Raw genomic sequence first — 24,013 nt, 5'->3', positions numbered from 1 at the left:
CCCATTTCAAATCAATCATTTGTTCACTTTATTGGAGGCATTACTTTTACCAATCCTCGCATGACATGTTGGTGGTTTTTATTCATCCCATTGATTTGAATATTCACTAAATTATTTTCATAATCGATATGTTGAACTTCCAATAAAATTTCGATGGTTTCATAATGGTATACCGGTTCTAAATATATTAAATTTTGCTCCCGAATATGCGAACCTGGACCGGGCAAATACTTGGAAATCGCGCTTGTCACAATCCCATTCAACATGATCGGTGGGACAATCGGTTTTTTGAAAGCTGTTTCTTTCGCGTAGTCGTGTTGGATATACAAAGGATTATTGTCATTTGTCAAACCCAAGTACAAAAGTAAATCTTTGTCTTCAATTGTTTCTATCAAGTGAACCCTCTCGCCAACTGCAATCTCATCGATTTTTTTGCCAATTTTGGTTCTAGTGCCTTTTAACAATTGAATGATTCCTCCTAAATTAATGACGTCAATTTCATAGTATCAATTTTTTCAGAAAATAGCCACAATAAAAGAGAGGAATCAATTTAAGGCACTCATGAGGCTTTTTACCGACTCGGCGGATTTTTTCAACGCCGCTTTTTCATCTTCCGTCAAATCCAATTCAAATATCTTCTCAACCCCGTTCGCGCCGAGCAGAGTTGGCACACCCAAATAAATGCCCTCGAAACCATACTCTCCTTCCAAATAAGCAACAGCAGGCAAAATGCGGCGCTGATCCTTGATGATGGCCTCCGCCATTTCCACCAATGCCGCGGCGGGAGCGTAATAGGCGGAACCGTTACCCAATAAGTTGACAATTTCACCGCCACCGACACGTGTCCTTTGAACAATTTGTTCCAGCCGGTCTTTTGGAATCAATGTTTCAACCGGAATCCCTCCGACGTAAGAATAGCGGGTGAGTGGAACCATTGTATCTCCGTGCCCTCCTAATACAAATCCGGAGACATCTTTGACGGATACATTCAATTCCTCTGCGACGAAAGCGCGAAATCTTGCTGTATCCAATACCCCCGATTGCCCCAGCACTTTATTTTTCGGAAGGCCGGATTCTTTATAAGCAACATACGTCATCGCATCGACCGGATTCGTTAATACAATGATTGTCGGATTTGATGAGTGTTTCATAATCTCTTTTGTGACAGATTTGACGACTTTTTGATTGATTTGAACCAAATCATCCCGGCTCATTCCCGGTTTTCTTGCAACCCCTGCCGTAATGATGACCAAGTCCGAATCAGCGGTATCTTTATAATCTGACGTACCGGTGACATATGAATCAAAGCCTTGAATCGGCGCCGCTTCCCACATGTCCAAAGCTTTGCCTTTCGTTGGATTTTCAGCCTCAGGAATATCAACCAAAACCACATCGCCCAATTCCTTTTGGGCCAACAAAAAAGCGGTGGTTGAACCTGTAAAACCTGCACCAATCACTGAAATTTTCTTTCTTTTCAAAGACATATGTACTACCCCCAATTCAAAATAAATTCTATATATAAGTATATACAAAAAGGGTCGTCCCAATTTAACGCTTGAGACGGCCCTTTGTTTATTGGAATTCAACAAAAGCTTTGGAAAATCCTTCAAACTTTTATGAACTTTTTCTTTTATAAATTAAAGATTTTTAATTAGTGCATCTGCGAATTCAGAACATTTCACTTCTGTCGCACCTTCCATCAAACGTGCGAAGTCGTATGTTACGACTTTAGAAGCGATTGTTTTTTCGATGGATTTAGTAATTAAGTCAGCAGCTTCTTTCCATCCAAGGTGTTCAAACATTAATACACCAGAAAGGATTACTGAAGATGGGTTCACTTTATCTAAACCTGCATATTTAGGAGCAGTACCGTGAGTTGCTTCGAAGATCGCATGGCCAGTTACATAGTTGATGTTTGCTCCTGGAGCGATACCGATACCGCCGACTTGTGCAGCCAATGCGTCGGAAATGTAGTCACCGTTTAAGTTCATTGTAGCCACTACATCGAATTCTTTTGGACGAGTTAATACTTGTTGTAAGAAGATATCAGCGATTGTGTCTTTAACGATGATTTTGCCGGCTGCTTCTGCTTCAGCTTGCGCTTCGTTGGCAGCTTCCACACCTTTTTCCGCTTTGATGCGGTCATATTGATCCCATGTGAATACTTTATCGCCGAATTCGCGTTCAGCTAATGCATAACCCCATTTTTTGAAGCCGCCTTCAGTGAATTTCATGATGTTACCTTTATGCACTAAAGTTACAGATTTGCGGCCTTCGCGGATTGCATATTCGATTGCAGCGCGGATTAAGCGTTCAGAACCTTCGATGGAAACCGGTTTGATACCGATTGCGGAAGTTTCTGGGAAGCGGATTTTCTTAACGCCGAATTCATCTTGTAAAAATTTGATTAATTTTTTCGCTTCTTCAGATTGTGCTTCGTATTCAATACCTGCATAGATGTCTTCTGTATTTTCACGGAAAATGACCATATCTACATGTTCAGGATGTTTTACAGGAGATGGAACACCGTCGAAGTAACGTACAGGGCGTAAGCATACGTACAAGTCTAATTCTTGGCGCAATGCTACGTTTAGAGAACGAATTCCCCCACCTACTGGAGTTGTAAGAGGACCTTTGATTGCGATTAAATATTCGTTGATTTTATCTAAAGTTTCTTGAGGTAACCATTCGCCAGTTTGATTGTAGGCTTTTTCACCGGCAAGAACTTCTAACCATTGAATTTTTCTTTCTCCGTTATAAGCTTTTTCTACAGCCGCATCGAACACACGAACAGCAGCAGCCCAAATATCCGGACCTGTACCGTCTCCTTCGATGAAAGGAATGATTGGATTATTAGGTACAATTAATTTACCATTTTCTACCACAATTTTACCGTTAGTCATGTATGTTGCCTCCTATATTCATAAGTCTAGGACTGTGTTAGATCTAACACAGTCCTAGTGTATTTTAGCATATTTTCTAAAAATTTTTCATTCCAATTTAAAAATTATCTTTCTTCGATTGGAACATATTGTTGATGTTTAGGACCCACGTATTCAGCACGAGGACGGATCAAGCGGTTATTTGCATATTGTTCAAGGATGTGAGCAAGCCATCCTGATGTACGGGATACTGCAAAGATTGGTGTGAATAGGTCATGCTCGATATCAAGTGAATCATACACTGATGCAGAGAAGAAGTCAACGTTTGCTGGAAGTCCTTTTTGACCTACAACGATGTCATGAATTTTCACTGACATTTCATATAATTCCGGTTTGCCTTTTAGGTTTGTCAATTTTTCGCTCATAACGCGTAAATGTTTCGCGCGTGGGTCTCCTTTGCGGTATACGCGGTGACCAAAGCCCATGATTTTTTCTTTGTTGTTTAATTTATTCATGATATAAGGTTCTACATTTTCGATTGAACCGATTTCAGTCAACATTTTCATTACTTGTTCGTTAGCTCCACCGTGAAGCGGCCCTTTTAATGCGCCGATTGCAGCAGTGATTCCGGAATATACATCGGAAAGTGTGGCTACACAAACGCGTGCAGTGAATGTAGAAGCGTTCAATTCATGGTCTGCATGCAATACTAATGCTTTGTTGAAAGCTTCGATTTCGATTGGATCTGGCTCTTTGCCATGCAACATATATAAGAAGTTTGCTGCATATCCTAATTCAAGTTTTGGAGCAACTGGCTCTAAACCTCTGCGGATGCGAGAGAATGCAGCTACGATTGTACCAATTTTAGCTTGGATGCGGATTGCTTTTCTGTAGTTTGCTTCATCGCTCATTACATCAGCTTCGTCATCATATGCGCTCAATAAAGAAACAGCAGTACGCAATGCTGCCATTGGATGCACTTTGTCAATAGGCATCGCTTTGAATAAATCGATCACTTGTTGAGGAATTTCCGCATTTTCAGCAAGTTGTTGTTTAAGTTCTTCCAACTCTTCTTTCTTTGGTAGACGTTGGTGCCATAACAGATAAATAACTTCTTCGAATGAAGAGTTTTCCGCTAAGTCATCGATGCTGTAACCTACATATGTAAGTGTATCATCGATTATTGAACTAATTTTGGATTCAGCAGCAATAATACCTTCTAAACCGCGTGTTGCTGTCATAAAAAATCGCTCCCTCTCTAAAATATTTAATGAATGCAAATTCTAATTGTAAGTGCTTTCTTTTTCTTTTATGACACTTACGGTCGTTTCGCTCAAAATGAACCTATTATTAAATCGCTTACAACGAATATTATAATAAATTTTGACGTCTTTGTGAATAATTTTTCAAAAATAAAGAAAAAAAAGTAAACCGAATAAAAAATCTGCGTTTTCGAGAATTTTTGTTCTTCAACGAGATTATATTCACTGGATTCAGGGGTGATGATAATTGCAATTGAATAAATTTTCTGTCTATTACAACAAAAATATTGTCCAATTTTTGGCCCTCATATTATATTTTGCTTTGCTTTGGCTCATATTGCCAATCTCGTTGGCCATATTCTGTGCATATTTATTATATCCCATTATTCACTTTTGCAATCAGCGATTGAAACTACCTTATATTATAAGTGCCATCATTATATCTATATTAATTTTCATATCATTTTATTCCTTCTTTTATATTACAATTCAAAGCATTATCTCCATTTATCCTGAAGTGAAAAAACAAGTGGAAGATCTACAATTTTTTGACTCCAAATATGTTTTCCTTTTGGAAAATATCTTTAACGAGTCGCTGACATACATCGATACGGCAATCATGGGCATGGCAGGCTATTTGCAGAACATCTTTCAATATGTATTTGAAATTTTTGTTTTTCTGGTAGCTTTCTACTTTTCCCTGTTTGAATCAAAAAGGGACCGGTACTGGTTTTTCATCTATGTTCCGAAATCATATCGCAGCAGTTGGAAACAGTATTTCACAAAAGCTACAAATCTATTCAGCTATTTCTTGTACGTCAATTTCCAGTTGTTTATCATCACTTTTTTTCTTCTCAGCATTGGACTTGCATTGCTGCAATTTGAGAAACCGGTGAACAAAGCCTTTTTGATTTCTTTTGCAGATGTCCTGCCGTTTTTCGGAATCGGTTTATTTCTGATTCCGATCGCCATCTACTTTTTTGTAACAGGAGAAAAGTTTCTATGTTTTGCATTGCTATTGCTCTATGTTTTTATACAAATTACAAGGCAGCTGACTGAATCATTGCTATGGGCGTCCACCTTTCAATTGCGGACGGTCCACACATTTTTCATCAGCGCTGCCTCCATTCTGTTATTTGGCGTCTATGGAATTATACTGAGTCCATTTTTGTTATTGATTGCAGTAAAAATTAAACAAAGTGTTAACGCTGGATAATGATGACCTGATTGTTTTCCATTTTTCTTCGGATCCATTCCACGATCATCGGCTTGTACAACTGTCGTGTCCATGGAAGGACCATCGTAAAGGCGATAATATCAGAGATGAAGCCGGGCAAAATAAATAATACGCCTCCCAAAAATATGAGAAATGCATCAACCATCGCATGCCCAGGAGGTTCTCCCCGGTAAATGCTGTCCCGGAGATTTTGAAGGGATTTTAAACCTTGTTTTTTCGTAATCACAACTCCCACTAAACTTGCCAATATAATAAGCAGTAACGTGCTTAAAACACCCAGCCAATTTCCGACTATGATAAACATGGCAATTTCAAACAAAACAAACAAAATACTGATGAAGAAGATTTTTCTCAACGAATACCCTCCATTAGAGTCATTTTTCTCATAAAGTAAATACGAAAAAGATAGGAAAAAAGTTTCAATAAATTTTCGCATGATGAAAATTGAGGCTGTTTAAAAAGTATGCTCCTTTTTAAACAGCCTTTCATTTGATCATGCTTACAAGACGCTTGCATGTCCTTTATAAATAACGCCGGTTTCCGCATCCATCGTAATTTCCTGTCCGTGCCGGATGAGTGAGGTTGCTTCTTTCACACCCACGATGACAGGGATCCCCAAGCTGAGACCGACAACGGCCGCATGGCTTGTTAAGCCTCCCTCTTCGGTGATGATGCCGACACATTTTTCAATCACCGGCATCATTTCCCGATCCGTTCCGACCGTTACAAGAATTTTTCCTTCCACATCGTAGGCTTGCGCTTCTTCCGCATTTTTCACAACAACCGCTTTGCCTACGACCGATTGTTTGCCGATGCCTTGTCCGCGGGCTAACAGGTCGCCGATCACATGGACTTTCATCAAGTTTGTCGTACCTGATTCGCCGACTGGAACGCCCGCTGTAATGATCACGACATCACCATGATCCACATAACCATGTTTCAATGCTTCATCAACGGCAAGTTCCAAAATTTCATCCGTTGTTTTTGCTTTATGGGTTACAATTGGTAATACTCCCCAAACCAGTGTTAATTTTTGCGCAGTGGACTGGCTATCCGTAATGGCGATAATCGGTACGCCAGGGCGGTATTTTGCGATCAATTTGGCTGTAACGCCGCTTGCTGTCGGGGCAAGTACCGCTTTTACCCCAAGATTGATGGAAGTATATGAAACGGCTTGGGAGAGGGCTTCTGTCATTGTCGTTTCTTTTTCACGGCTTCTTGTTTGGACGATGGTGCGATAGTCCAATGAGTTTTCCGTAAATTCCGCAATACGGTTCATCGTTTTTACCGATTCCACCGGATACAATCCTGCAGCCGTTTCTCCGGAAAGCATGATCGCATCCGTACCATCCATAATGGCATTGGCGACGTCACTTGCTTCCGCGCGGGTTGGACGCGGATTCCGCTGCATGGAGTCAAGCATTTGGGTTGCCGTGATAACGGGTTTTCCCAATTGATTGCATTTTTTGATCAATGCTTTCTGAACAAGCGGAACTTCTTCTGCCGGAATTTCCACCCCCAAGTCTCCCCGGGCAACCATCAATCCATCGGAAACTTCAATAATTTCATCGATATTATCTACGCCTTCACGGTTTTCGATTTTAGGGATGATTTGGATGTGCCCACCGCCATTTTGTTCAAGCAATTCACGGATTTCCAGCACATCTTTCGCTGTCCGGACAAAGGAAGCGGCGATAAAATCGACCCCTTGTTCTATGCCGAATAGAATATCCTTCGCATCTTTTTCGGTAATTCCAGGCAATTTGATGGAAACTCCAGGGACGTTTACACCTTTTTTATTTTTCAAAACGCCGGCATTTTCAACGATTGTATGAATTAATCCTTTCTCGTAATCTTTCGCCAATACCCGCAACTGAATGAGTCCGTCATCCAATAAAATAATATCGTTTTGATCCACATCATATATCAATTGGTCATACGTAACCGAAAAACATGTTTCATCGCCGAGCACTTCTTTCATCGAAATATCGATGACTTGTCCCGTTTGCAAATGGACTTCCCCGTTTTTCATATCATGTGTCCGGATTTCCGGACCTTTTGTATCGAGCAAAATGCCGACAATCTTATTTAACCGGTTGGCGACATCCCGGATGGTCGCAATGCGCATCGCATGTTCCTCATGAGTGCCATGGGAAAAGTTCAATCTCGCTACATTCATCCCTGCTTTCATCAGTTCTTCAAGAACTTCTGGAGATTCGCTTGCAGGTCCAATGGTACAAACAATTTTTGTCTTTCTCATATCCATTCTCTCCATCTTTTAAATATATTTATATTGAAAGTTCTTTTGATAAAGTATATAAGCTTATATCCGCTTGATGCTTTGTTGTAAAAATCTCCTGTAAATCATAATCATAAACTTCTTGATTTTTTATACCCACTGCACGGCAAGTCTTGCCTTCCAACAATAACTCCACCGCATAAGCGCCCAGCCGGCTCGCAAGGACCCGGTCAAAGGCTGTTGGGGAGCCTCCCCTTTGAATATGTCCCAACACGGTAATTCTTATATCAATACCGGTTCTTTCTTTTATCATATCGGCCAGTTGGGAGGCAGGCATGACTCCTTCGGCAACAATGATGATGCTGTGTTTTTTCTTGCGCGCTTCTCCCCGTTTCAAGCGGGCAATGATATCATCCAAGTCAAAGGGTTCCTCCGGTATAATAACAGATTCTGCGCCAGCCGCAAGCCCTGACCATAATGCAAGGTCGCCGGCATCTCTTCCCATCACCTCAATGATGAAGGTATTCTCATGGCTTGTGGCTGTATCACGGATTTTGTCAATCGCATTGACTACCGTATTTAACGCCGTATCGAAACCAATGGTAAAATCCGTGCCCGGAATATCGTTATCGATTGTTGCAGGTACACCGATGCATTTAAAGCCCAATTTCGTTAATTCATAAGCCCCGCGGTAGGAACCGTCTCCCCCGATCACGATCAGCCCATCGATTCCCGCCTCTTTCATTTTTTCTATCCCCTGCAGTCTGTATTTTTCTTCCATAAATTTTGGGCAACGGGATGAAAAAAGTTTCGTTCCCCCCCGTTGAATAATTCCGCCAACGGAACCAAGATCCAACAATTCCATTTTACCTTGAATAAAGCCTTCGTATCCATGATAGATTCCATAAACCTCAACATCATGGTAGTTCGCTTTTCGCACGACGGCACGAATGGCCGCATTCATGCCAGGTGCATCGCCGCCGCTCGTCAATACGCCAATCCGTTTCATATTTCTCCCTCCAATCTTTAATAAGTTTAACAATATCATAAAAAATTTCCTTTGGAACAAGTAAATTCAATCACTTTATTATACTCCCATTATAAACGAACCTTGGAAATGAAAATGACAAAATCCTGATAAATTTGGATTTTGTCATTGTAAAGGGTGAAAACATTATTGAACATTTTCTTCAATATAGTCCCCAATTTGACGGAATTTATCATAGCGATCCTGGATAATTTCTTCTTCTGACATGACCGTCAATTCGTCCAGCCCTTTTTTCAAGTATTCTTTTAATATGTTTGCTTGTTCAGCCGGATTGCGGTGGGCCCCTCCAGGCACTTCAGGAATGATTTCATCGATGATGCCCATTTCCTTCAAGTCTTGGGCAGTGATTTTCATTGCCTCCGCCGCTTGTTTTGCAAGGCTTGCATCCTTCCATAATATGGAGGCGGCACCTTCCGGAGAAATTACGGAGTATGTGGAATTTTCCAGCATATAAATGCGGTTTGTCACGCCCAATGCCAAAGCTCCGCCGCTTCCCCCTTCACCAATGACCACGCTGATGACAGGCACCTTAAGTCCGGCCATTTCAAATAAATTTTTGGCGATCGCCTCACTTTGCCCGCGCTCTTCCGCCGCTTTTCCCGGATAAGCCCCTTTTGTATCAATAAAGCAAATAATCGGGCGTTTGAATTTTTCTGCTTGTTTCATTAAACGTAGCGCTTTGCGGTACCCTTCCGGATGGGGCATACCGAAATTCCGGCGAATATTTTCCTTCGTTCCTTTTCCGCGCTGATGGCCAATAATGGTCACCGGCTGCCCTTCAAAGGACGCGATTCCTCCGACGATCGCTTCATCATCGGAAAAGTATCGGTCACCATGCAATTCGATGAAATCTGTAAATATTTTCTCAATATAATCAAGGGTGGTTGGCCGCTCCGGATGTCTCGCCACTTGCACCCGATTCCAAGGTTCCATATTCGAATAAATTTTGATTTCCAATTGGCGCAACCGTTCTTCCAATGTCCGGATCTCATCGGACATGTCTACATTCGCCGTTTTGGCCAATTCCCTCAATTCATCTATTTTTTCTCTCAGTTTAATGATCGGCTCTTCAAATGATAAAGGTTTAGACATGAGATACTCCTCCCCTCTTGTGCAATTTCACAATCGTCGCCACTTTATCCCGCATTTCTTTGCGATGGAAAATGGCATCCAGTTGGCCATGGGCGAGCAAAAATTCTGCCGTTTGGAAATCATCAGGCAACTTTTCCCTCACCGTTTGTTCAATCACCCTTCTCCCGGCAAAACCGATGAGCGCTTTAGGTTCGGCAATATTGATGTCCCCGAGGGATGCAAAGCTTGCTGACACTCCACCGGTTGTCGGGTCCGTCATGATGGAAATGAAGAGCAACCCTTCATCGCTGTGCCGTTTTAATGCAACGCTCGTCTTTGCCATTTGCATTAACGAGATGACGCCTTCCTGCATCCGTGCACCGCCGCTTGCAGTGAAAATGATGAACGGCACTTGCATTTCCGTCGCTTTTTCGATTGCGCGCGTAATTTTTTCACCGACAACGGAACCCATGGAACCCATTCTGAAATGGGAATCCATCACCGCTACAACCACATTTTCCCCTTTCAACGTTCCGCTTCCGGTTAAAACCGCTTCGGACAATCCCGTTTTTCTCATATCCGCTTCCACTTTTTCGATGTAAGAAGGGAAATTCAGCGGATTCGTCGTGCGCAAATGTTCATCAAAAGGTGTAAATGATTCCACATCCAAAAAAGAGTCGATCCGTTCCCATGCCGTCATTTTAAAATGATGGTCGCAGTTTGGGCATACTTTAAAATTCGTTTCCACTTCTTTCGTTAAAAAGATTTTTCGGCATGATGGGCATTTTGTCATTAAATCCGCCGGAAATGAACTTTCTTTTTTCGGATTTAAAATGGCCCCTTTCGATTTTTTACGATTTAAAGATAGCAAATCTTTTATCGCCACGTTTTTTCCCCCTAGTAATCATTTTTATTCTTCACGGAGCTTTAAGTAGTCCAGCCATTCGGTATATGCTTTTAAAGCTTCTTTTTCATAACCGAGCCGCAATGAGGTCAACAATCTTTGCAAAATCGGTTTTTCTTCCTCCGTCGTCACTTTTTTTAATGCACCTGCGTTATAAGCGGCGAGTTGAATCCATATGCGCAAAGCCAAACGATTTTCAGAGGCGATCAATAATTCGCGCAAAATATGATCCCGAATGACTTCCGTTTCCAATTCAATTTTTAAAAATAAGCTTTCCCAAACGGGGAGTTCCCTTAACCGTTTATTTGCACAAATGATGCGTATCGCTTCTTTTTCATGAATTTCCCGGGTTTTATGGACATCACGTATCGATTGATTTTCTTGCAAAATAAAAGTCGCCAATAATTCCACAAGCCGGTATTGTTGCGAAGAGGTCAAAAAAGTGCCTCCACCATGCCGGGTTTCAATAATGCCCAGCAATTCCAAGCTGCGGAGCGCCTCCCTCACCGAAGATCTGCCGACACCCAGCATCTCTGATAAAACTCTCTCGGAAGGCAGTTTGTCACCCGGTTGCAGTTTTTCCCTAATAATCAAGTCTTTCAATTTGCTGACAATTTCCAGAAAGACTTTTTTGTTCTCCTGTTTCTCATTCATGTTCACTTTAATCTTTTTAACAACCCCTTATTCCGATCCCGTTGGAAAGGATAGTTCAGAGAAGTTCACCATTTCGACAAAAAGTGGTCAGACCACTTTTGTTCCAGTTTACAAAATGTTTTCTCCTTTGTAAAGAAAAAACTGTGCAAAAACGCACAGTTTCTGTGATTTCTGATAAAAACTCTCTCGTTATTGAAGCAATTTAATTATTTTTATGATAATTTGAGGCTGATTAAAACGGTATTGCACTTTTCCTTCCAGATAGACTAGCAGGTCTTCTCTCAGCCAACCCATGCATTCATTATATTGTTTCGGAAAAATCGTGGTGGATATCGAACCATACTCATCCTGCACTTGAACAAAGGCCATCAATTCTCCGTTTTTCGTGCGGAGTTGACGAATGGATTCCACCATTCCGGCAAATTTCACATAAGTGTCCTGCGGTGCCCGCTTCAACTGAAGAATGTTGGTATCGACATGCAGACGTTTGCGCACGGTTTCAACCGGGTGTTCCGTCAAATAAAACCCTAATACTTCCTTTTCAAATTGGAGTTTCATTTTATTGGGAACCGGTGGAACTTCCATATATTTCGGCTTTCCAAACAAAGAAGCCTGCGAAGTGAATAAATCCTCATCTTCTGTCGGCCGGACGATTCCAGCATGTTTTTCCGCCGCTTCAATCGTCGCTAGAAGCGTTGCCCGGTCTTTGCCGAAGTCGTCGAGCACCCCCGCTTTGATCAAGGGTTCGATGGATTTTCGCGTGAAATATTTCCCGCTCAATGCAACGGCCAAATCGAACAGGTCGGAAAACTTGCCTTGCTCCTTTCGAACCTCCATCAATTTTTGCAAAAAGGATTGGGAGACGCCCGATATGGCTGATAAGCTGAACCTGATGCTTCCGTTTTCCACGGTAAACACTCTGCCGCTTTTATGGAGGGATGGACGCAAAATGTTTATGCCCTTGCTTCTCGCTTCCACAATAAAGGAGAACAACTTATCTTGATTTCCCGTTGCAAAAGTCATCATCACCGCGTAAAACTCCAAAGGAAAATGGGCTTTTAAGTAGGCCATTTGATAGGAAATCATGCTATAAGCTACTGCGTGGCTTTTCGCAAATCCGTAATCCGCAAAGCGGACGATCTGTTCATATATCGATTCCGCCACTTCTTTGCCGTATCCTTTGTTAATGGCACCATTGACGAAAGCGACTCTTTGTTCTTCCAACACTTCCCGCTTTTTCTTGCTGACCGCTCTTCTTAGCAAATCGGCCTGTCCCAGGGAGAATCCCGCCAAAATGTGTGCAATTTGCATGATTTGTTCCTGGTACACAATGATGCCGTACGTTTCTTTCAGGATCGGCTCCAAATCCGCATGGGGCATAATAACAGGCTCAAGCCCCTTTTTTCTTGCCGCATAAACCGGTATAAACTGCATTGGTCCGGGTCTGTATAAGGCATTCACCGCGACAATATCGGAAAATTGGGTAGGGACAATTTCCTTCAGCGCATTTTTCATCCCTTCCGATTCCAGCTGGAAAATCCCCAACGTATCCCCTTTTTGCAAAAGTTCAAAGGTTTGTTTGTCATCAAGGGGAATCTCATTGAGATCGATACGCCGATTTCGGGTGTAGTAAATCATTTTTTGAATTTGTTCAATCATCGTTAAATTGCGCAATCCCAAAAAGTCCATTTTTAGCAGGCCCATTTGTTCCACTTCCTGCATCGGCCATTGGGTCAGAAAAATGCCGTCATGCCCCTTTTCGATCGGAACGACCTCCACCAAAGGAACCGGGCTTAACACAACTCCTGCCGCATGGGTGGAAGCATTCCGGGGCAAGCCTTCCAATTTCAGCGCCGTTTCAAACCAGCGTTTCCGGATTCCTTCCCCTCCGACCCAATTTCTGAAAGCCTCATTCGTCTTATATGCTTCCATCAATGTGATGCCCGGCTTATTCGGAATAAAGCGGGAAATCATTTCAAGGGTATCCGGTTCGAAATTGAACATTCTTGCAACATCCCGGGCTACGGCCTTTGCTGACAGCGTTCCGAAGGTGATGATTTGTGCCACATGCTTTTCCCTATATTTTTTTGCCACATATTCGATGACTTCTTCCCTTCTCGTATCGAGAAAGTCTATATCGATATCCGGCAAGGTCACCCGCTCGGGATTCAAGAACCGCTCAAACAACAATCCATATCGGATCGGATCCACTTGGGTGATGTACAGGGAATAAGCGACCAGGGAGCCTGCGGACGAACCCCTTCCAGGTCCTGTTAAAATATGTTGTCTGCGGGCATAATTCATAAAATCCGCCACAATCAAAAAATAATCCGAAAAGCCCATGGAACATATGATTTCCAGTTCATAATTCAATCGGTTCACGTAAATTTCATTGGGGGAATCCGTTTTTAAGCGTTCTTTTAGGCCCTTTAACGCAAGCCTTTTTAACACCTGTTCGGCACTTTGTCCTTCCGGCAAAGGATATTTCGGCATGATATGTCCTTTCTGCTCAATTTCCACTTGGCATCCGAGAAGCATCTTTCTGCTTTCTTCCAACCATTCTTTGCGGTCTTGAAACCATTTCATCCATTCTTCCCGGGTTGGGGTATAATGGTGCCCTTCTTCTTTCAAAGATGATTGTTCACTCAGTTTGACACCCAGATCGATGCTTCTGGCCACCCGATAACTGAAGGCATCTTCCCGCTTTAAATATAAACATTCATGAAGTGCCAGAATCGGAATATGTAATGTTTCACTAAAACGGAGGACTTCGCTTTCAAATGCGGATTTTTCCCCGCCTATTCTTGAAATCCCCAACCATAACCGACCGTGGAAAATCCCCTTCAACAATTCAATCATGGAGGCATTCTCCAACCAAACCCCATCATCATCGATGGCGGGAATGACGATGCAAATGCCTTCCGAGTAGCCTTTTAGCCACTGGATCGGCAAATGTTCATCATCTCTTATGGCAATGCTGCTTGAGATTTTTAACAGATTTTTATAGCCGATGTTGTCCCGTGCGTAAATCAGAAGGGGCAGAACGATGCGGCCGGATTGTATTTTGGCGGTCAGGCCAATGACGGGATGAATCCCTGCCTTTTTTAATCCATGGTAAAAAGGCAAAAGCCCGTACAATTTCGAATTGACGATTGCACAAGCTTCTGCCTTTTGTTCAACTAAAAAAGGGATGAGTTCTTCCATACGAATCGTACTTTTTAATAAATCTGCACTTGTTCGTATTTGCGGATAAACGGACATCTGCATCCCTCCCAACTTTTATTGATACTCTTTGCAAAGCTGTTTCAAGTCTGCAATCACTTGATCCACTTCTTCCCATGAATAGGCGGTCGCACCGGATGCCAAAGGATGTCCGCCTCCATGGTATTTTTTTGCAAGCTCGTTGATGATTGGCCCTTTGGAACGCAATCTTACACGGATTTCATTTTCTTCTTCAACGAAAATCGCCCAGGCACGGACCCCTTTGATATTGCTGAGGGAGCCCACCAATGAGGACGTTTCGGAAACAGTGACATCAAATTCTTTCAACAGTTCTTTCGGAAGCTTGATGAAAGCAGCTCCGTTTTCATCCATTGTGAAGTTTTGATACACATATCCTTGCAATTTCAATAAATTCTCTTCCATCTCATACATGCCATTGAAAATTTCATTGCGGTCAAATGAATATTGTATCAATTGTCCCGCAATTTCAAAGGTTCTTGTTGTGGTGCTTGGAAATAAAAATCTGCCCGTATCTCCAACAATTCCCGCAAAAAGGAATCTCGCCGATTGTTCTGTCATTTTCCAATTTTTATAAACCCGGCCTTCTTCATACAATTCATAAATCATTTCACTGCAGGAACTGGAAGCGGTGTCAACCCACAACAAATCGCCGTAAGCATCATCATTGGGATGGTGATCGATTTTTATAAGAAAGTCTCCTTTGGAAAATCGTTGATCATCAATTCTTTCTGTATTTGCCGTATCTGTCACTATGACAAGTGCCCCATTATATACCTCATCCGGAATATTGTCCGGACGGTCCAAATAAGACAATAATTCATCATGGGTGCCAACAGCATATACCTTTTTATTTGGATAATTGTCTTGGATCAATGCTTTTAACCCCATTTGGGAACCGTATGCATCCGGATCCGGACGGACATGCCTGTGAATGATGATGGTATCATATTGCTCAATTGTGTCGATGATTTGTCTTTTCAAATTATGACCCTCCAAAATATGATAAAAATTTTAATTAGTATATTAGCATTTTTCTAAAAAAATCGTTACAATAATTTTAGTTTGTTTAGGAGGTTCTGAAAATGCTGAATGCTTTATTGGTCACACTTATTATTGCTTCATTCGCCGCTTATTTTTACTATAAAACGAAACAATTCCGTTCCACTTTGCCGATCCAAAAAAAATGGTATAAAGCAAAAGCAGGCGTTGCTTTAGGTCTTTTTGTCGTGTTTTTTGGATTGAACACCTTCGTGGTACAAGATTCAATGTTAGGTTATATTGTCGGGGCAGTTTTTGTCATCGTGGGATTAATGGAATCCTATTTCAATTTGAAACGTGCAAAACACGAAGGAAAATTTGTCAAACAGGAATATGAATTAAACAAACAGTAATTGTAAGAAATAAACTTTGAAAAAAGTTGTCCAATCGTGCTTGGACAACTTTTTTTATGCAGTTTAACGATCGAGCAACTGGAAGGTGGCCATCGCTTTCCCAACGAGTGAATCTTCATGAAAAACATCAAAATCCATTTTCACGAATTTTCTACTCATATCCAATATATGTGGAACGACCTTTAGCACACTATCCATCTGAATCGGCTTGATATAATAAGTGGCAATATTCTCCAGCACGGCATCTCCCCGTTTTCTTCTTTTCAATGCAATCAATCCCACTTCCGTGAGCAGGGTCGTAAAGGCACCATAAGATACCGCACCATATTGGTTCGTCATCTGTGGAGTCACCGTAAACTCGACGACAACCTCTTCTTCGCCCAGCACTTTCATTTCGCCTTTGACGATATCATCAATGGTCTCGCCATGCTGCGGTTGGTGTTGGGATGTTTGCAACGCTTTCAATACGTCCTGGCGGCTGATGACGCCTTGCAAATATCCGTCATCATCCACCACCGGTAGCAGATCGATTCCTTCCCAAACCATCCGGTGACCCGCCGAAGCGACACTGGTTTTCATGGAAACCGAAATCGGATGTTTTGTCATGACTTTTTCAATCAATTCGTTCCCGTCTTTCCCGAATACGTCCTTCACAGTGACAATTCCCACTAATTTATTATTTTTTGCAACAACCGGAAAAGCGCCATGGGATGTATGGGCATTCAAAGAGTGGAAATCGGCCACCGTTTGACCGACCGTGAGTTTCGCCGTATCTTCCAACTTCACATAAATGTCTTCTATCAACAAGATGTCCTTTTTAATGAGTTGGTCATAAATGGCACGGTTAATCATTGTTGCAACGGTAAATGTATCATAACTGGATGAAATGATCGGCAATTCCAATTCATCGGCAAGCCTTTTATTTTCTTCCGTCGTATCAAAACCGCCCGTGATCAACACGGCAGCTCCCGTCTTTAAGGCGTTGTAATGGGCTTTGATACGGTTGCCGACAATCAAAAGGCTTCCCGGATCGGTATAGCGCATCATATCTTCCAGCTGCATTGCGCCAATGACAAATTTATTCAATGTTTTATGCAGCCCCGCTTTTCCACCGAGCACTTGTCCGTCCACGATATTGACGATTTCAGCGAAAGTCAAGCGTTCAATATTTTCTTTCTTTTTCTTTTCAATTCGGATTGTTCCGACACGTTCAATGGAACTCACCAAGCTTCGATTTTCCGCTTCTTTGATTGCCCGATAAGCCGTGCCTTCGCTTACCTGCATTTCTTTCGCAATTTGCCGGACTGAAATTTTTTCGCCAATAGGTAGTGACTCGATATATTGCAGTATTTTTTCATGTTTTGTTGACATCGATATCACCTGTTTTCATCGTACTTTCATTCTACTCCCATAGTGTACCATATTTTCAATTATGTATAGAAAAAAATCGAGAAAGCCGTCATGGATATTTTCAAAAAAGAAAATTCCCCATAACCTGCTTTCTCTTGTCCTATTGATTTAGCATCCGCTTTGATATTTAAGGCAATTCAACCTTTTGCCCCGGCTCCAAAATTTGCACTCTGCTGTTTTTCACCAATTTGGCAAAGTCATTAGGATCTTGTTTAATTAACGGGAATGTATTGTAGTGGATTGGTACGACTGTTTTCGGTCTCAACAATTCCACCGCATATGCCGCGTCTTCCGGTCCCATTGTGAAGTTGTCCCCGATTGGCAAGAAAGCGACATCGATGTCATTGCGGTCGCCAATCAATTTCATATCACCGAATAACGCAGTGTCGCCTGCGTGATAAATAGTCAAACCTTCCGCATAGAACAAGATTCCGCCAGGGTTTCCTGCATTGACGACTTCCGTTTCCGTTTCATAAGTGGAACCGTGGAAAGCAAGGGTATATTTCACTTTACCGAACGGGAACTGATACGCCCCTCCAACGCCCATCGGATGCGCATTCACGCCTATTTTTTGCAGATATACGGCAAGCTCATTCAAGGCCACCACTTGGGAATTGTTCGCCTTTGCAAGGGCGATCGCATCCCCTACATGATCGTTATGACCGTGTGTAAGCAAAATAACATCCGGTTTTTCTTCTTCCGCTTTTAAATCTGTCAAAGGGTTTCCGGTAATAAACGGGTCGATTAGGATCGTGGTATCATTCGTTTTGATCTTTACAACAGAATGACCATGGTAAGAAATTTCCATTAAGATTCCCCCTCCAATAAATTAAATTCATCTTCATTATTTCTACATATCCATCTTTTTTCCTTCTTTTTGCTATACTAATACTGTAATATTTCAAATTCGTGTTTATTAACACAATGTTGGAGGAAATTTTCATGAAGAAAAGAATTGAAAAGGTCCAGTCATACTTGAAGGATCAGCATATTGATTTGGCTTTTATCACAAATCCCGATAATGTTTTTTATTTTTCCGGTTTTCGGAGCAATCCCCACGAGAGATTACTCGGTATTGCAATCTTTCAGGATATGGACCCGTTTATCATTTGCCCCAAAATGGAAATTCCGGATGCAAAAGCTTCCGGTTGGCCATTTGATGTGATTGGTCATGGCGATACGGACCAGCCATGGAACATATTGGCAAATGAAATCCAATCCCGTACAAAGAACATTTCAACGATCGCCATTGAAAAGGAACATCTCACAGTCGATCGCTATGAATCGCTGCAATCGTGTATTCAAGATGCAAGTTTTGTTTCAATCGATGAGCAAATGAATCAATTACGGGTTATCAAAGATGCCGATGAACTCGAAAAATTAAGACAAGCTGCCGCGCTTGCGGATTACGCGATAGATGTTGGCGTAAAAGCCATCAAAGAAGGGATCACGGAACTGGAAATCGTCCAAATCATTGAAAGCGCCATCAAGGAAAAAGGATACTCCATGTCTTTTGAAACGACTGTATTGTCCGGACCAAAGGCGGCATCCCCGCATGGTACGCCAGGCAACCGGAAAATCCAAAAAGGTGATTTCGTTTTATTCGATTTAGGTGTCATCTATGAAGGATACTGTTCCGACATTACCCGCACCGTCGCTTTTGGGGAAATTACGGAAGAACAACGGAAAATCTACGAAACCGTGAAACGTTCGAACGAACAATCCATCAAAGCAGTAAAACCCGGCGTTCGCTGCATGGATTTGGACAGAATTTCCCGGGACATAATTTCACAGGAAGGATATGGCGAATATTATACCCACCGGTTGGGTCACGGCCTCGGCATTTCAATTCATGAATTCCCATCCGTAACAGGAACAAATGAGTTGGAATTGAAGCCGGGAATGGTCTTTACAATTGAACCTGGCATTTATAAAACCGGAGTTGCCGGAGTCCGTATCGAAGATGATGTCGTAGTGACGGAAAACGGCGTTGAAGTATTGACAAAATATCCAAAAGAATTGATTATCCTTCAATAACGTGACGGAGCTTCTCTTTCTCCTTGAGACTTGAGAAGCTCCATTTTTTATACCGTCGTTTTCTTTTTCCCCAAATACGCTTCAACGATCCGCTCATCTTTGAGCAAATCTTTTGCGAAACCTTCCATGATGATTTTTCCGGTTTCCATGACATAACCATAATCCGCGATTTTCAACGCTTGTTTCGCATTTTGTTCCACCACTAATACGGTTGTTCCTTCCTCTTTAATCTCTTGAATGATGCGAAAGATTTCCGAAACAATGATGGGAGCAAGCCCCATCGATGGTTCATCCAGCAGCAACAGCTTCGGTTTTGAAAGCAATGCGCGGGCGATGGCCAGCATTTGCTGCTGGCCGCCAGACAACGTGCCTGCCAATTGAGTTTGGCGTTCCTCCAAAATGGGAAACCGTTTCATCACCTGTTTGATGTCCTCTTTTACATTGCCATCTTTTCGATGATATGCGCCCATTTCAAGATTTTCCAGCACGGTCATTGTTGATAAGATCGCGCGTCCTTCGGGAACGAGCGCGATTCCTTTTCTCAGGAGTTGATGGGGTTTCAATCCCGTCACATTTTGACCTAAAAATTCCACCGTCCCTTTTTTTGGTTTTAACAGACCTGCAATCGTCCGCATCGTCGTCGATTTGCCGGCCCCATTCGCTCCAAGAAGGGTGACGATTTTCCCTTCCTCCACTTCCAGATTGATTCCTTTTAAAGCCTGAATCTGTCCATAATAGGTTTCGATGTTTGTCAACTTAAGCAATCGACTCTTCCTCCTCTTTGCCGAGGTAAGCCTCGATCACCGCTTCATTATTTTGAATCTCTTCCGGCTTCCCTTCCGCCAACTTCTCCCCAAAGTTTAAAACAGTGATCCGATCGCATAACCTCATCACCAGGGACATATCATGTTCAATGATGAGAACGGTAACGCCCATTGATTGGATGGTTTTAATCAGCTCAAAGAGGCTTTCCGTCTCGGTTTCATTCATGCCGGCCGCCGGTTCATCAAGCAATAATAGTGTTGGATTGCTCGCCAGTGCCCTTGCTATCTCCAACCTTCTTTGCTGACCGTACGCCAGATTTTCCGCAAATTGATCCTTCCATTGTTCCAGCCCGACGAGCGCCAACAATTCTTCCGCTTTTTCCTTCAGCCTTTGTTCCTCTTTCTTCTGTGATTTCACCCGCAAAACGCTCCGGAAAACCCCTGAATTCACTCTTGAATGTCCGCCGACCATCACATTTTGCAATGCGGTCAGTTTAGGAAACAAACGGATGTTTTGGTATGTCCTGCAAATACCTTTCTCGGTGATTTTATAAGGCTTCAACCCCGTAATCTTTTCTCCATTAAAAAAAATCTCTCCGGAAGTCGGTTCCACCAGATTGGTGATGCAATTGAACATCGTCGTCTTACCGGCTCCGTTTGGTCCGATTAAACCGTAAATTTCACCTTGTTGTATGGAAAAAGAGATATTTTTTAATGCGGTGATACCGCCAAAACTTTTTGTGATATTTTTTACTTCAAGGACCATCAGCCAGTCCCCCTTTTCATTCTTTTTCCTCTCATCCGGAGTAATAAATGGACATCCAAAATGCCTTGAGGGCGAACGGCCATTAAAATCACAAGCATAATCCCGTACAAAATGTAACGATAGTCGCTGACAGAACGCAATAATTCAGGAAGCAATGTCAAGATCACCGCTCCAAAAACGGAACCGATGACCAGTTCACTGCCGCCAAATACCGTAAAGATCAAAATTTCCACTGCCCGATGGTACGAAAAATCGGCAGGTGAAATAAAGCCGATGGTATGGGCAAAAAGAGCTCCGGCAAGACCTGCGATAAAAGCCCCCTGGGCAAAAGCCAGCACTTTATAATAAGTGATATTGATTCCCATCGATTCTGCGGCTTTCTCGTCCATTTGGATGGAAGCAAACGCCCTTCCAATTCTCGAATTTTTCTGGCGAATCACAAACCACAACAGAACCGACACAATGATCAATAACAAAATGGCAAGAGCCAAATAAACAAATTGGTTATTTCTCAAACCGAATGCTCCGGGTTCCAACCCCGCCGCTTTCGCAACGTTCAACAAAGATCTTCCCAATTGGGGGATTCCCGTCAGTCCGACCGATCCTTTCGTCACGTTCTCCCAATTGATAAAGAATACGCGAATCACTTCCCCAAAGCCTAATGTGGCAATGGCCAAATACACCCCTGTCAGTCTTAATGAAGGGATTCCGACAATGATGCCGACCACTCCTGCCAATAGTGCGCCAACCAGGATGGTGATATAAAGGGGCAGTTCAAAATGAATAGCCAGGAGTGCGGATGTGTATGCACCGATTCCCATAAATCCCGCGCTTCCCAACGATAATTGTCCGCTTGACAATGGGACATACACACTTAAAGCCAACATGATATTAATCAAAATGAAGCATAACACTTGCAAATAGTATGGATTTAACACTTCTCCCAACATCTTATCACCTGCCCTCCGCCGCCTTGGAACCGAATATTCCTTGTGGACGGATTAGTAAAATGAGAATAATCATGATAAAGGCGATGGCATCCCGATATCCTGAATCACCATAGGCAACAAGGAATGTTTCGGACAAACCGAGAATCAAGCCGCCAACGACCGCTCCTTTCACGCTTCCCATTCCCCCTAAGATGATGATGGCAAGCCCTTTCAACCCCATCGATAATCCCATCTGAGGACTTACAGAGTTGAAAGCCATGCCGACCAAAATTCCCGCGATGCCTCCCATACCGGAAGCAATCATCACCGTCAACGTGATGATTTTTTTCGTATCGACGCCGAGAATGCTTGCCGTTTCGATATTCTCCGCAGTGGCTCTCAGCGCTTTTCCCGCTTTGGTTTTCGATAGCCATATGGATAATCCAATCATTAAAATGACCGAGATGACAAAAATAGTTATCTGCACTAAATAAATCGTCACCGATCCGATTTCAAATCGGATCTCCGCAAATTCAGCGCGAAAAGGTTTGTTCCCGGCGCCAAACAAATGATGGGACAAATTTTCAAGGAAAATGGATACCCCAATCGTGCTGATTAATGGCGCCAAATGGGATACGCCCTTTTTTCCTCTTAACGGACGCAAACTGAAAACTTCCAAGAAATATCCCAAAATGGCCGTAACGACAATCGATGCAAGAAATGCAAGCCACAGCGGCCAGCCCAGTACGCTTGTCGTCAATACGCCGATAAATGCCCCCACCATGAAAATTTCTCCATGGGCCATGTTGATGATGCCCAGGACGCCAAAAACGAGCGTAAACCCGAGGGCGACAATCGCATAAATGCTCCCTAACGTCACGCCATTGATTAACTGTTCAATCAGCATAATCGATCACCCTTCATGAAAAGCAGAATTCGAGGTTACTCCTCGAATTCTACAAATTTCCCATCTTTTATTTCTACTACGGTAACGTCCATCACCACGTCACCCACGTCGTCGAAGGAGAATTTTCCTAAAATGCCATCAAAATCTTTTGTCGCTGCCAACGCATCGCGGAAAGCATCACGGTCCTCCCCAGTGCCGGCTCTCTTGATGGCATCCGCATAGATGTAGAGAGCATCATATGCTTGCGCAGCGAATTGGTCCGGCTTTTTCCCGAATTCCGCTTCGTAATTTTTGTTGAATTCGACGATTTTTGGATCTTCAGAATCTCCGAAGTAAGGTGTTCCTACGATTAAACCATTTGCCGCGTCACCTGCAATCTCGATGACTTGGGGTGAATTGAAACCGTTTCCGCCAACGAACGGAACGGAAATGCCCATTTTGCGTGCCTGATCGAGAATGACAGCCCCTTCATTATATAGACAGGATGCCAACACCAGGTCCGGATTTGAATTTTTGATCTTTGTCAGTTGCGCTTTATAATCACTTTGCCCTTTTTGATATGTTTCAATGGTTGTAATTTCTAATCCCATTTCTTCGGCTTTTCTTTTCATTACTTCAAATCCGCCTTTTGTTAAAGCATCATCGTTTCCATAAATGAGGGCCACTTTCTTTGCCCCTGTTCTTTTCACCGCTTTTTCAATGGCCGCTGGTATCGCCAATGATTCAGGAACGGCATTTCGGAAAACGTAATCGCCGATTTCAGGAATCCCATCAACGGTTGTGGATGTTCCCATAATCGTAATTCCATTCAAATCCGCTTCCGGAGCAACGGCAAAGAATTCCGTGCTTAACGTTGGGCCAATAATCGCGAGAATGGAGTCGTCCGCCATCAATTTCTGTCCAACGTTCACCGCCTGTTCCGCTTCTCCTGCCGAATCTTCTATCACTAAATCAATATGGACTTCGCCCTGCTCATTAATTTCTTTTTGCGCCAATTTCAACCCTTGTGTTATCGCCTCTCCATAGGCGGCTCCGGCACCGGACAAATAGGAGATGACCCCGATTTTCGCTTCGATTGCACCACCTGTTGCTTGCCCTTCATCAGTCGCATCGCTTTCTTCACCGCCGCTTGTCGAATTGCCGCAAGCAGCCAAAACCAATAGCGAGAATGCTGCCAACATTGTCAAAAAGAAGTGTTGATATCTTTTCATCATGACCCCCCTGATTTGGAAATCTATTAAATTTACACTACGCAAGTAATGTAATTTC

At 42.7% G+C, this 24,013-nt stretch carries 22 protein-coding genes; 3 read left to right on the top strand and 19 right to left on the bottom strand.

The features are described from left to right. Positions 1–23 precede the first annotated feature (23 nt). From NSS77_RS12050 to citZ, 4 genes are all read right to left on the bottom strand, one after another. A complete protein-coding gene (locus NSS77_RS12050) occupies positions 24–464 on the bottom strand; it encodes a MaoC/PaaZ C-terminal domain-containing protein (protein ID WP_342468950.1) in 441 nt (146 codons plus the stop codon). 81 nt (positions 465–545) lie between these two features. Next, positions 546–1,484: a malate dehydrogenase gene (gene mdh / locus NSS77_RS12045; protein ID WP_342468949.1), complete on the bottom strand. Its 939-nt coding sequence runs from the start codon at positions 1,482–1,484 to the stop codon at positions 546–548. 153 nt (positions 1,485–1,637) lie between these two features. Continuing rightward, the gene (gene icd / locus NSS77_RS12040) at positions 1,638–2,903 is read right to left on the bottom strand and encodes an NADP-dependent isocitrate dehydrogenase (protein WP_342468948.1); all 1,266 of its coding nucleotides are present in this window, start codon (positions 2,901–2,903) and stop codon (positions 1,638–1,640) included. Positions 2,904–3,007: 104 nt separating this feature from the next. Next, positions 3,008–4,123: a citrate synthase gene (gene citZ, locus NSS77_RS12035; RefSeq protein WP_342468947.1), complete on the bottom strand. Its 1,116-nt coding sequence runs from the start codon at positions 4,121–4,123 to the stop codon at positions 3,008–3,010. Between the two features lie 268 nt (positions 4,124–4,391). On the opposite strand from citZ, the gene NSS77_RS12030 reads away from it, so the two are divergent. Then, positions 4,392–5,360, top strand: a complete 969-nt coding sequence (locus NSS77_RS12030; RefSeq protein ID WP_342468946.1) for an AI-2E family transporter — start codon at positions 4,392–4,394, stop codon at positions 5,358–5,360. Here NSS77_RS12030 and NSS77_RS12025 read toward each other — a convergent pair. From NSS77_RS12025 to NSS77_RS11990, 8 genes are all read right to left on the bottom strand, one after another. Next, positions 5,347–5,736, bottom strand: coding sequence for an FxsA family protein (locus NSS77_RS12025; protein ID WP_342468945.1), 390 nt, complete (start codon positions 5,734–5,736; stop codon positions 5,347–5,349). The genes NSS77_RS12030 and NSS77_RS12025 overlap by 14 nt on opposite strands. Positions 5,737–5,880: 144 nt before the next feature. Continuing rightward, the gene (pyk, locus tag NSS77_RS12020; RefSeq protein ID WP_342468944.1) at positions 5,881–7,641 is read right to left on the bottom strand and encodes a pyruvate kinase; all 1,761 of its coding nucleotides are present in this window, start codon (positions 7,639–7,641) and stop codon (positions 5,881–5,883) included. Between the two features lie 28 nt (positions 7,642–7,669). Next, positions 7,670–8,629, bottom strand: coding sequence for a 6-phosphofructokinase (pfkA, locus tag NSS77_RS12015; protein ID WP_342468943.1), 960 nt, complete (start codon positions 8,627–8,629; stop codon positions 7,670–7,672). A gap of 165 nt (positions 8,630–8,794) precedes the next feature. Beyond that, positions 8,795–9,760 carry an acetyl-CoA carboxylase carboxyl transferase subunit alpha gene (gene accA / locus NSS77_RS12010; protein WP_342468942.1) on the bottom strand — a complete coding sequence of 322 codons (966 nt, stop codon included), beginning with the start codon at positions 9,758–9,760 and terminating at the stop codon, positions 8,795–8,797. After that, entirely contained in the window at positions 9,753–10,625 is an 873-nt protein-coding gene (accD, locus tag NSS77_RS12005) for an acetyl-CoA carboxylase, carboxyltransferase subunit beta (protein WP_342468941.1), read from the bottom strand. The genes accA and accD overlap by 8 nt, the downstream gene beginning before the upstream one ends. A gap of 24 nt (positions 10,626–10,649) precedes the next feature. Further along, the gene (locus tag NSS77_RS12000; protein WP_342468940.1) at positions 10,650–11,297 is read right to left on the bottom strand and encodes a GntR family transcriptional regulator; all 648 of its coding nucleotides are present in this window, start codon (positions 11,295–11,297) and stop codon (positions 10,650–10,652) included. Between the two features lie 189 nt (positions 11,298–11,486). Further along, a complete protein-coding gene (dnaE, locus tag NSS77_RS11995; RefSeq protein WP_342468939.1) occupies positions 11,487–14,558 on the bottom strand; it encodes a DNA polymerase III subunit alpha in 3,072 nt (1,023 codons plus the stop codon). A gap of 18 nt (positions 14,559–14,576) precedes the next feature. After that, positions 14,577–15,521: a bifunctional oligoribonuclease/PAP phosphatase NrnA gene (locus NSS77_RS11990; protein WP_342468938.1), complete on the bottom strand. Its 945-nt coding sequence runs from the start codon at positions 15,519–15,521 to the stop codon at positions 14,577–14,579. Positions 15,522–15,622: 101 nt separating this feature from the next. On the opposite strand from NSS77_RS11990, the gene NSS77_RS11985 reads away from it, so the two are divergent. Beyond that, positions 15,623–15,931 (top strand): YtpI family protein, encoded by a 309-nt coding sequence (locus NSS77_RS11985; RefSeq protein WP_342468937.1) that lies wholly within the window; start codon positions 15,623–15,625, stop codon positions 15,929–15,931. A gap of 63 nt (positions 15,932–15,994) precedes the next feature. On the opposite strand, the gene NSS77_RS11980 is transcribed toward NSS77_RS11985, so the two are convergent. Together NSS77_RS11980 and NSS77_RS11975 are read right to left on the bottom strand one after the other, a co-directional pair. After that, complete coding sequence (locus tag NSS77_RS11980) at positions 15,995–17,302, bottom strand: DRTGG domain-containing protein (RefSeq protein WP_342468936.1); 1,308 nt, start codon at positions 17,300–17,302, stop codon at positions 15,995–15,997. A 166-nt stretch (positions 17,303–17,468) separates the two neighbouring features. Further along, positions 17,469–18,149, bottom strand: coding sequence for a metal-dependent hydrolase (locus NSS77_RS11975; protein ID WP_342468935.1), 681 nt, complete (start codon positions 18,147–18,149; stop codon positions 17,469–17,471). A gap of 134 nt (positions 18,150–18,283) precedes the next feature. On the opposite strand from NSS77_RS11975, the gene NSS77_RS11970 reads away from it, so the two are divergent. Then, on the top strand, positions 18,284–19,378 hold the full coding sequence (locus tag NSS77_RS11970; RefSeq protein WP_342468934.1) for a Xaa-Pro peptidase family protein: 1,095 nt from the start codon (positions 18,284–18,286) through the stop codon (positions 19,376–19,378). A 47-nt stretch (positions 19,379–19,425) separates the two neighbouring features. Here the strand turns inward: NSS77_RS11970 and NSS77_RS11965 are convergent, their stop codons facing one another. Genes NSS77_RS11965 through NSS77_RS11945 form a run of 5 tightly spaced genes read right to left on the bottom strand, consistent with a single transcriptional unit; the run spans position 19,426 to position 23,955 of the window. After that, positions 19,426–20,142, bottom strand: coding sequence for an ABC transporter ATP-binding protein (locus NSS77_RS11965; protein WP_342468933.1), 717 nt, complete (start codon positions 20,140–20,142; stop codon positions 19,426–19,428). Then, positions 20,135–20,908 carry an ABC transporter ATP-binding protein gene (locus NSS77_RS11960; RefSeq protein ID WP_342468932.1) on the bottom strand — a complete coding sequence of 258 codons (774 nt, stop codon included), beginning with the start codon at positions 20,906–20,908 and terminating at the stop codon, positions 20,135–20,137. The genes NSS77_RS11965 and NSS77_RS11960 overlap by 8 nt, the downstream gene beginning before the upstream one ends. Then, positions 20,908–21,858 carry a branched-chain amino acid ABC transporter permease gene (locus tag NSS77_RS11955; protein ID WP_342468931.1) on the bottom strand — a complete coding sequence of 317 codons (951 nt, stop codon included), beginning with the start codon at positions 21,856–21,858 and terminating at the stop codon, positions 20,908–20,910. The genes NSS77_RS11960 and NSS77_RS11955 overlap by 1 nt, the downstream gene beginning before the upstream one ends. A 4-nt stretch (positions 21,859–21,862) precedes the next feature. After that, positions 21,863–22,744: a branched-chain amino acid ABC transporter permease gene (locus tag NSS77_RS11950; RefSeq protein ID WP_342468930.1), complete on the bottom strand. Its 882-nt coding sequence runs from the start codon at positions 22,742–22,744 to the stop codon at positions 21,863–21,865. A 35-nt stretch (positions 22,745–22,779) separates the two neighbouring features. After that, complete coding sequence (locus NSS77_RS11945) at positions 22,780–23,955, bottom strand: ABC transporter substrate-binding protein (protein WP_342468929.1); 1,176 nt, start codon at positions 23,953–23,955, stop codon at positions 22,780–22,782. Between the last annotated feature and the right edge of the window lie 58 nt (positions 23,956–24,013).

Origin of the sequence: Ureibacillus sp. FSL K6-3587 (assembly GCF_038593165.1) — a bacterium.
In the GTDB taxonomy this organism is placed as follows: domain Bacteria; phylum Bacillota; class Bacilli; order Bacillales_A; family Planococcaceae; genus Ureibacillus; species Ureibacillus suwonensis.
Note: the sequence above shows the minus strand (reverse complement) of the source record. Positions and strands in the feature narration are given on the sequence as shown.

Bases quoted from the DNA above. Each gene is read 5' to 3' on its own strand.
- NSS77_RS11980 (WP_342468936.1), bottom strand. From the start codon at position 17,302: ATGTCAACAAAACATGAAAAAATACTGCAATATATCGAGTCACTACCT.
- icd (WP_342468948.1), bottom strand. From the start codon at position 2,903: ATGACTAACGGTAAAATTGTGGTAGAAAATGGTAAATTAATTGTACCT.
- NSS77_RS11950 (WP_342468930.1), bottom strand. From the start codon at position 22,744: ATGCTGATTGAACAGTTAATCAATGGCGTGACGTTAGGGAGCATTTAT.
- pyk (WP_342468944.1), bottom strand. From the start codon at position 7,641: ATGAGAAAGACAAAAATTGTTTGTACCATTGGACCTGCAAGCGAATCT.
- NSS77_RS12000 (WP_342468940.1), bottom strand. From the start codon at position 11,297: ATGAATGAGAAACAGGAGAACAAAAAAGTCTTTCTGGAAATTGTCAGC.
- mdh (WP_342468949.1), bottom strand. From the start codon at position 1,484: ATGTCTTTGAAAAGAAAGAAAATTTCAGTGATTGGTGCAGGTTTTACA.
- NSS77_RS11945 (WP_342468929.1), bottom strand. From the start codon at position 23,955: ATGAAAAGATATCAACACTTCTTTTTGACAATGTTGGCAGCATTCTCG.
- NSS77_RS11955 (WP_342468931.1), bottom strand. From the start codon at position 21,858: ATGTTGGGAGAAGTGTTAAATCCATACTATTTGCAAGTGTTATGCTTC.
- citZ (WP_342468947.1), bottom strand. From the start codon at position 4,123: ATGACAGCAACACGCGGTTTAGAAGGTATTATTGCTGCTGAATCCAAA.
- NSS77_RS11985 (WP_342468937.1), top strand. From the start codon at position 15,623: ATGCTGAATGCTTTATTGGTCACACTTATTATTGCTTCATTCGCCGCT.
- accA (WP_342468942.1), bottom strand. From the start codon at position 9,760: ATGTCTAAACCTTTATCATTTGAAGAGCCGATCATTAAACTGAGAGAA.
- NSS77_RS11975 (WP_342468935.1), bottom strand. From the start codon at position 18,149: ATGGAAATTTCTTACCATGGTCATTCTGTTGTAAAGATCAAAACGAAT.
- NSS77_RS11970 (WP_342468934.1), top strand. From the start codon at position 18,284: ATGAAGAAAAGAATTGAAAAGGTCCAGTCATACTTGAAGGATCAGCAT.
- pfkA (WP_342468943.1), bottom strand. From the start codon at position 8,629: ATGAAACGGATTGGCGTATTGACGAGCGGCGGCGATGCACCTGGCATG.
- dnaE (WP_342468939.1), bottom strand. From the start codon at position 14,558: ATGTCCGTTTATCCGCAAATACGAACAAGTGCAGATTTATTAAAAAGT.
- NSS77_RS11960 (WP_342468932.1), bottom strand. From the start codon at position 20,908: ATGGTCCTTGAAGTAAAAAATATCACAAAAAGTTTTGGCGGTATCACC.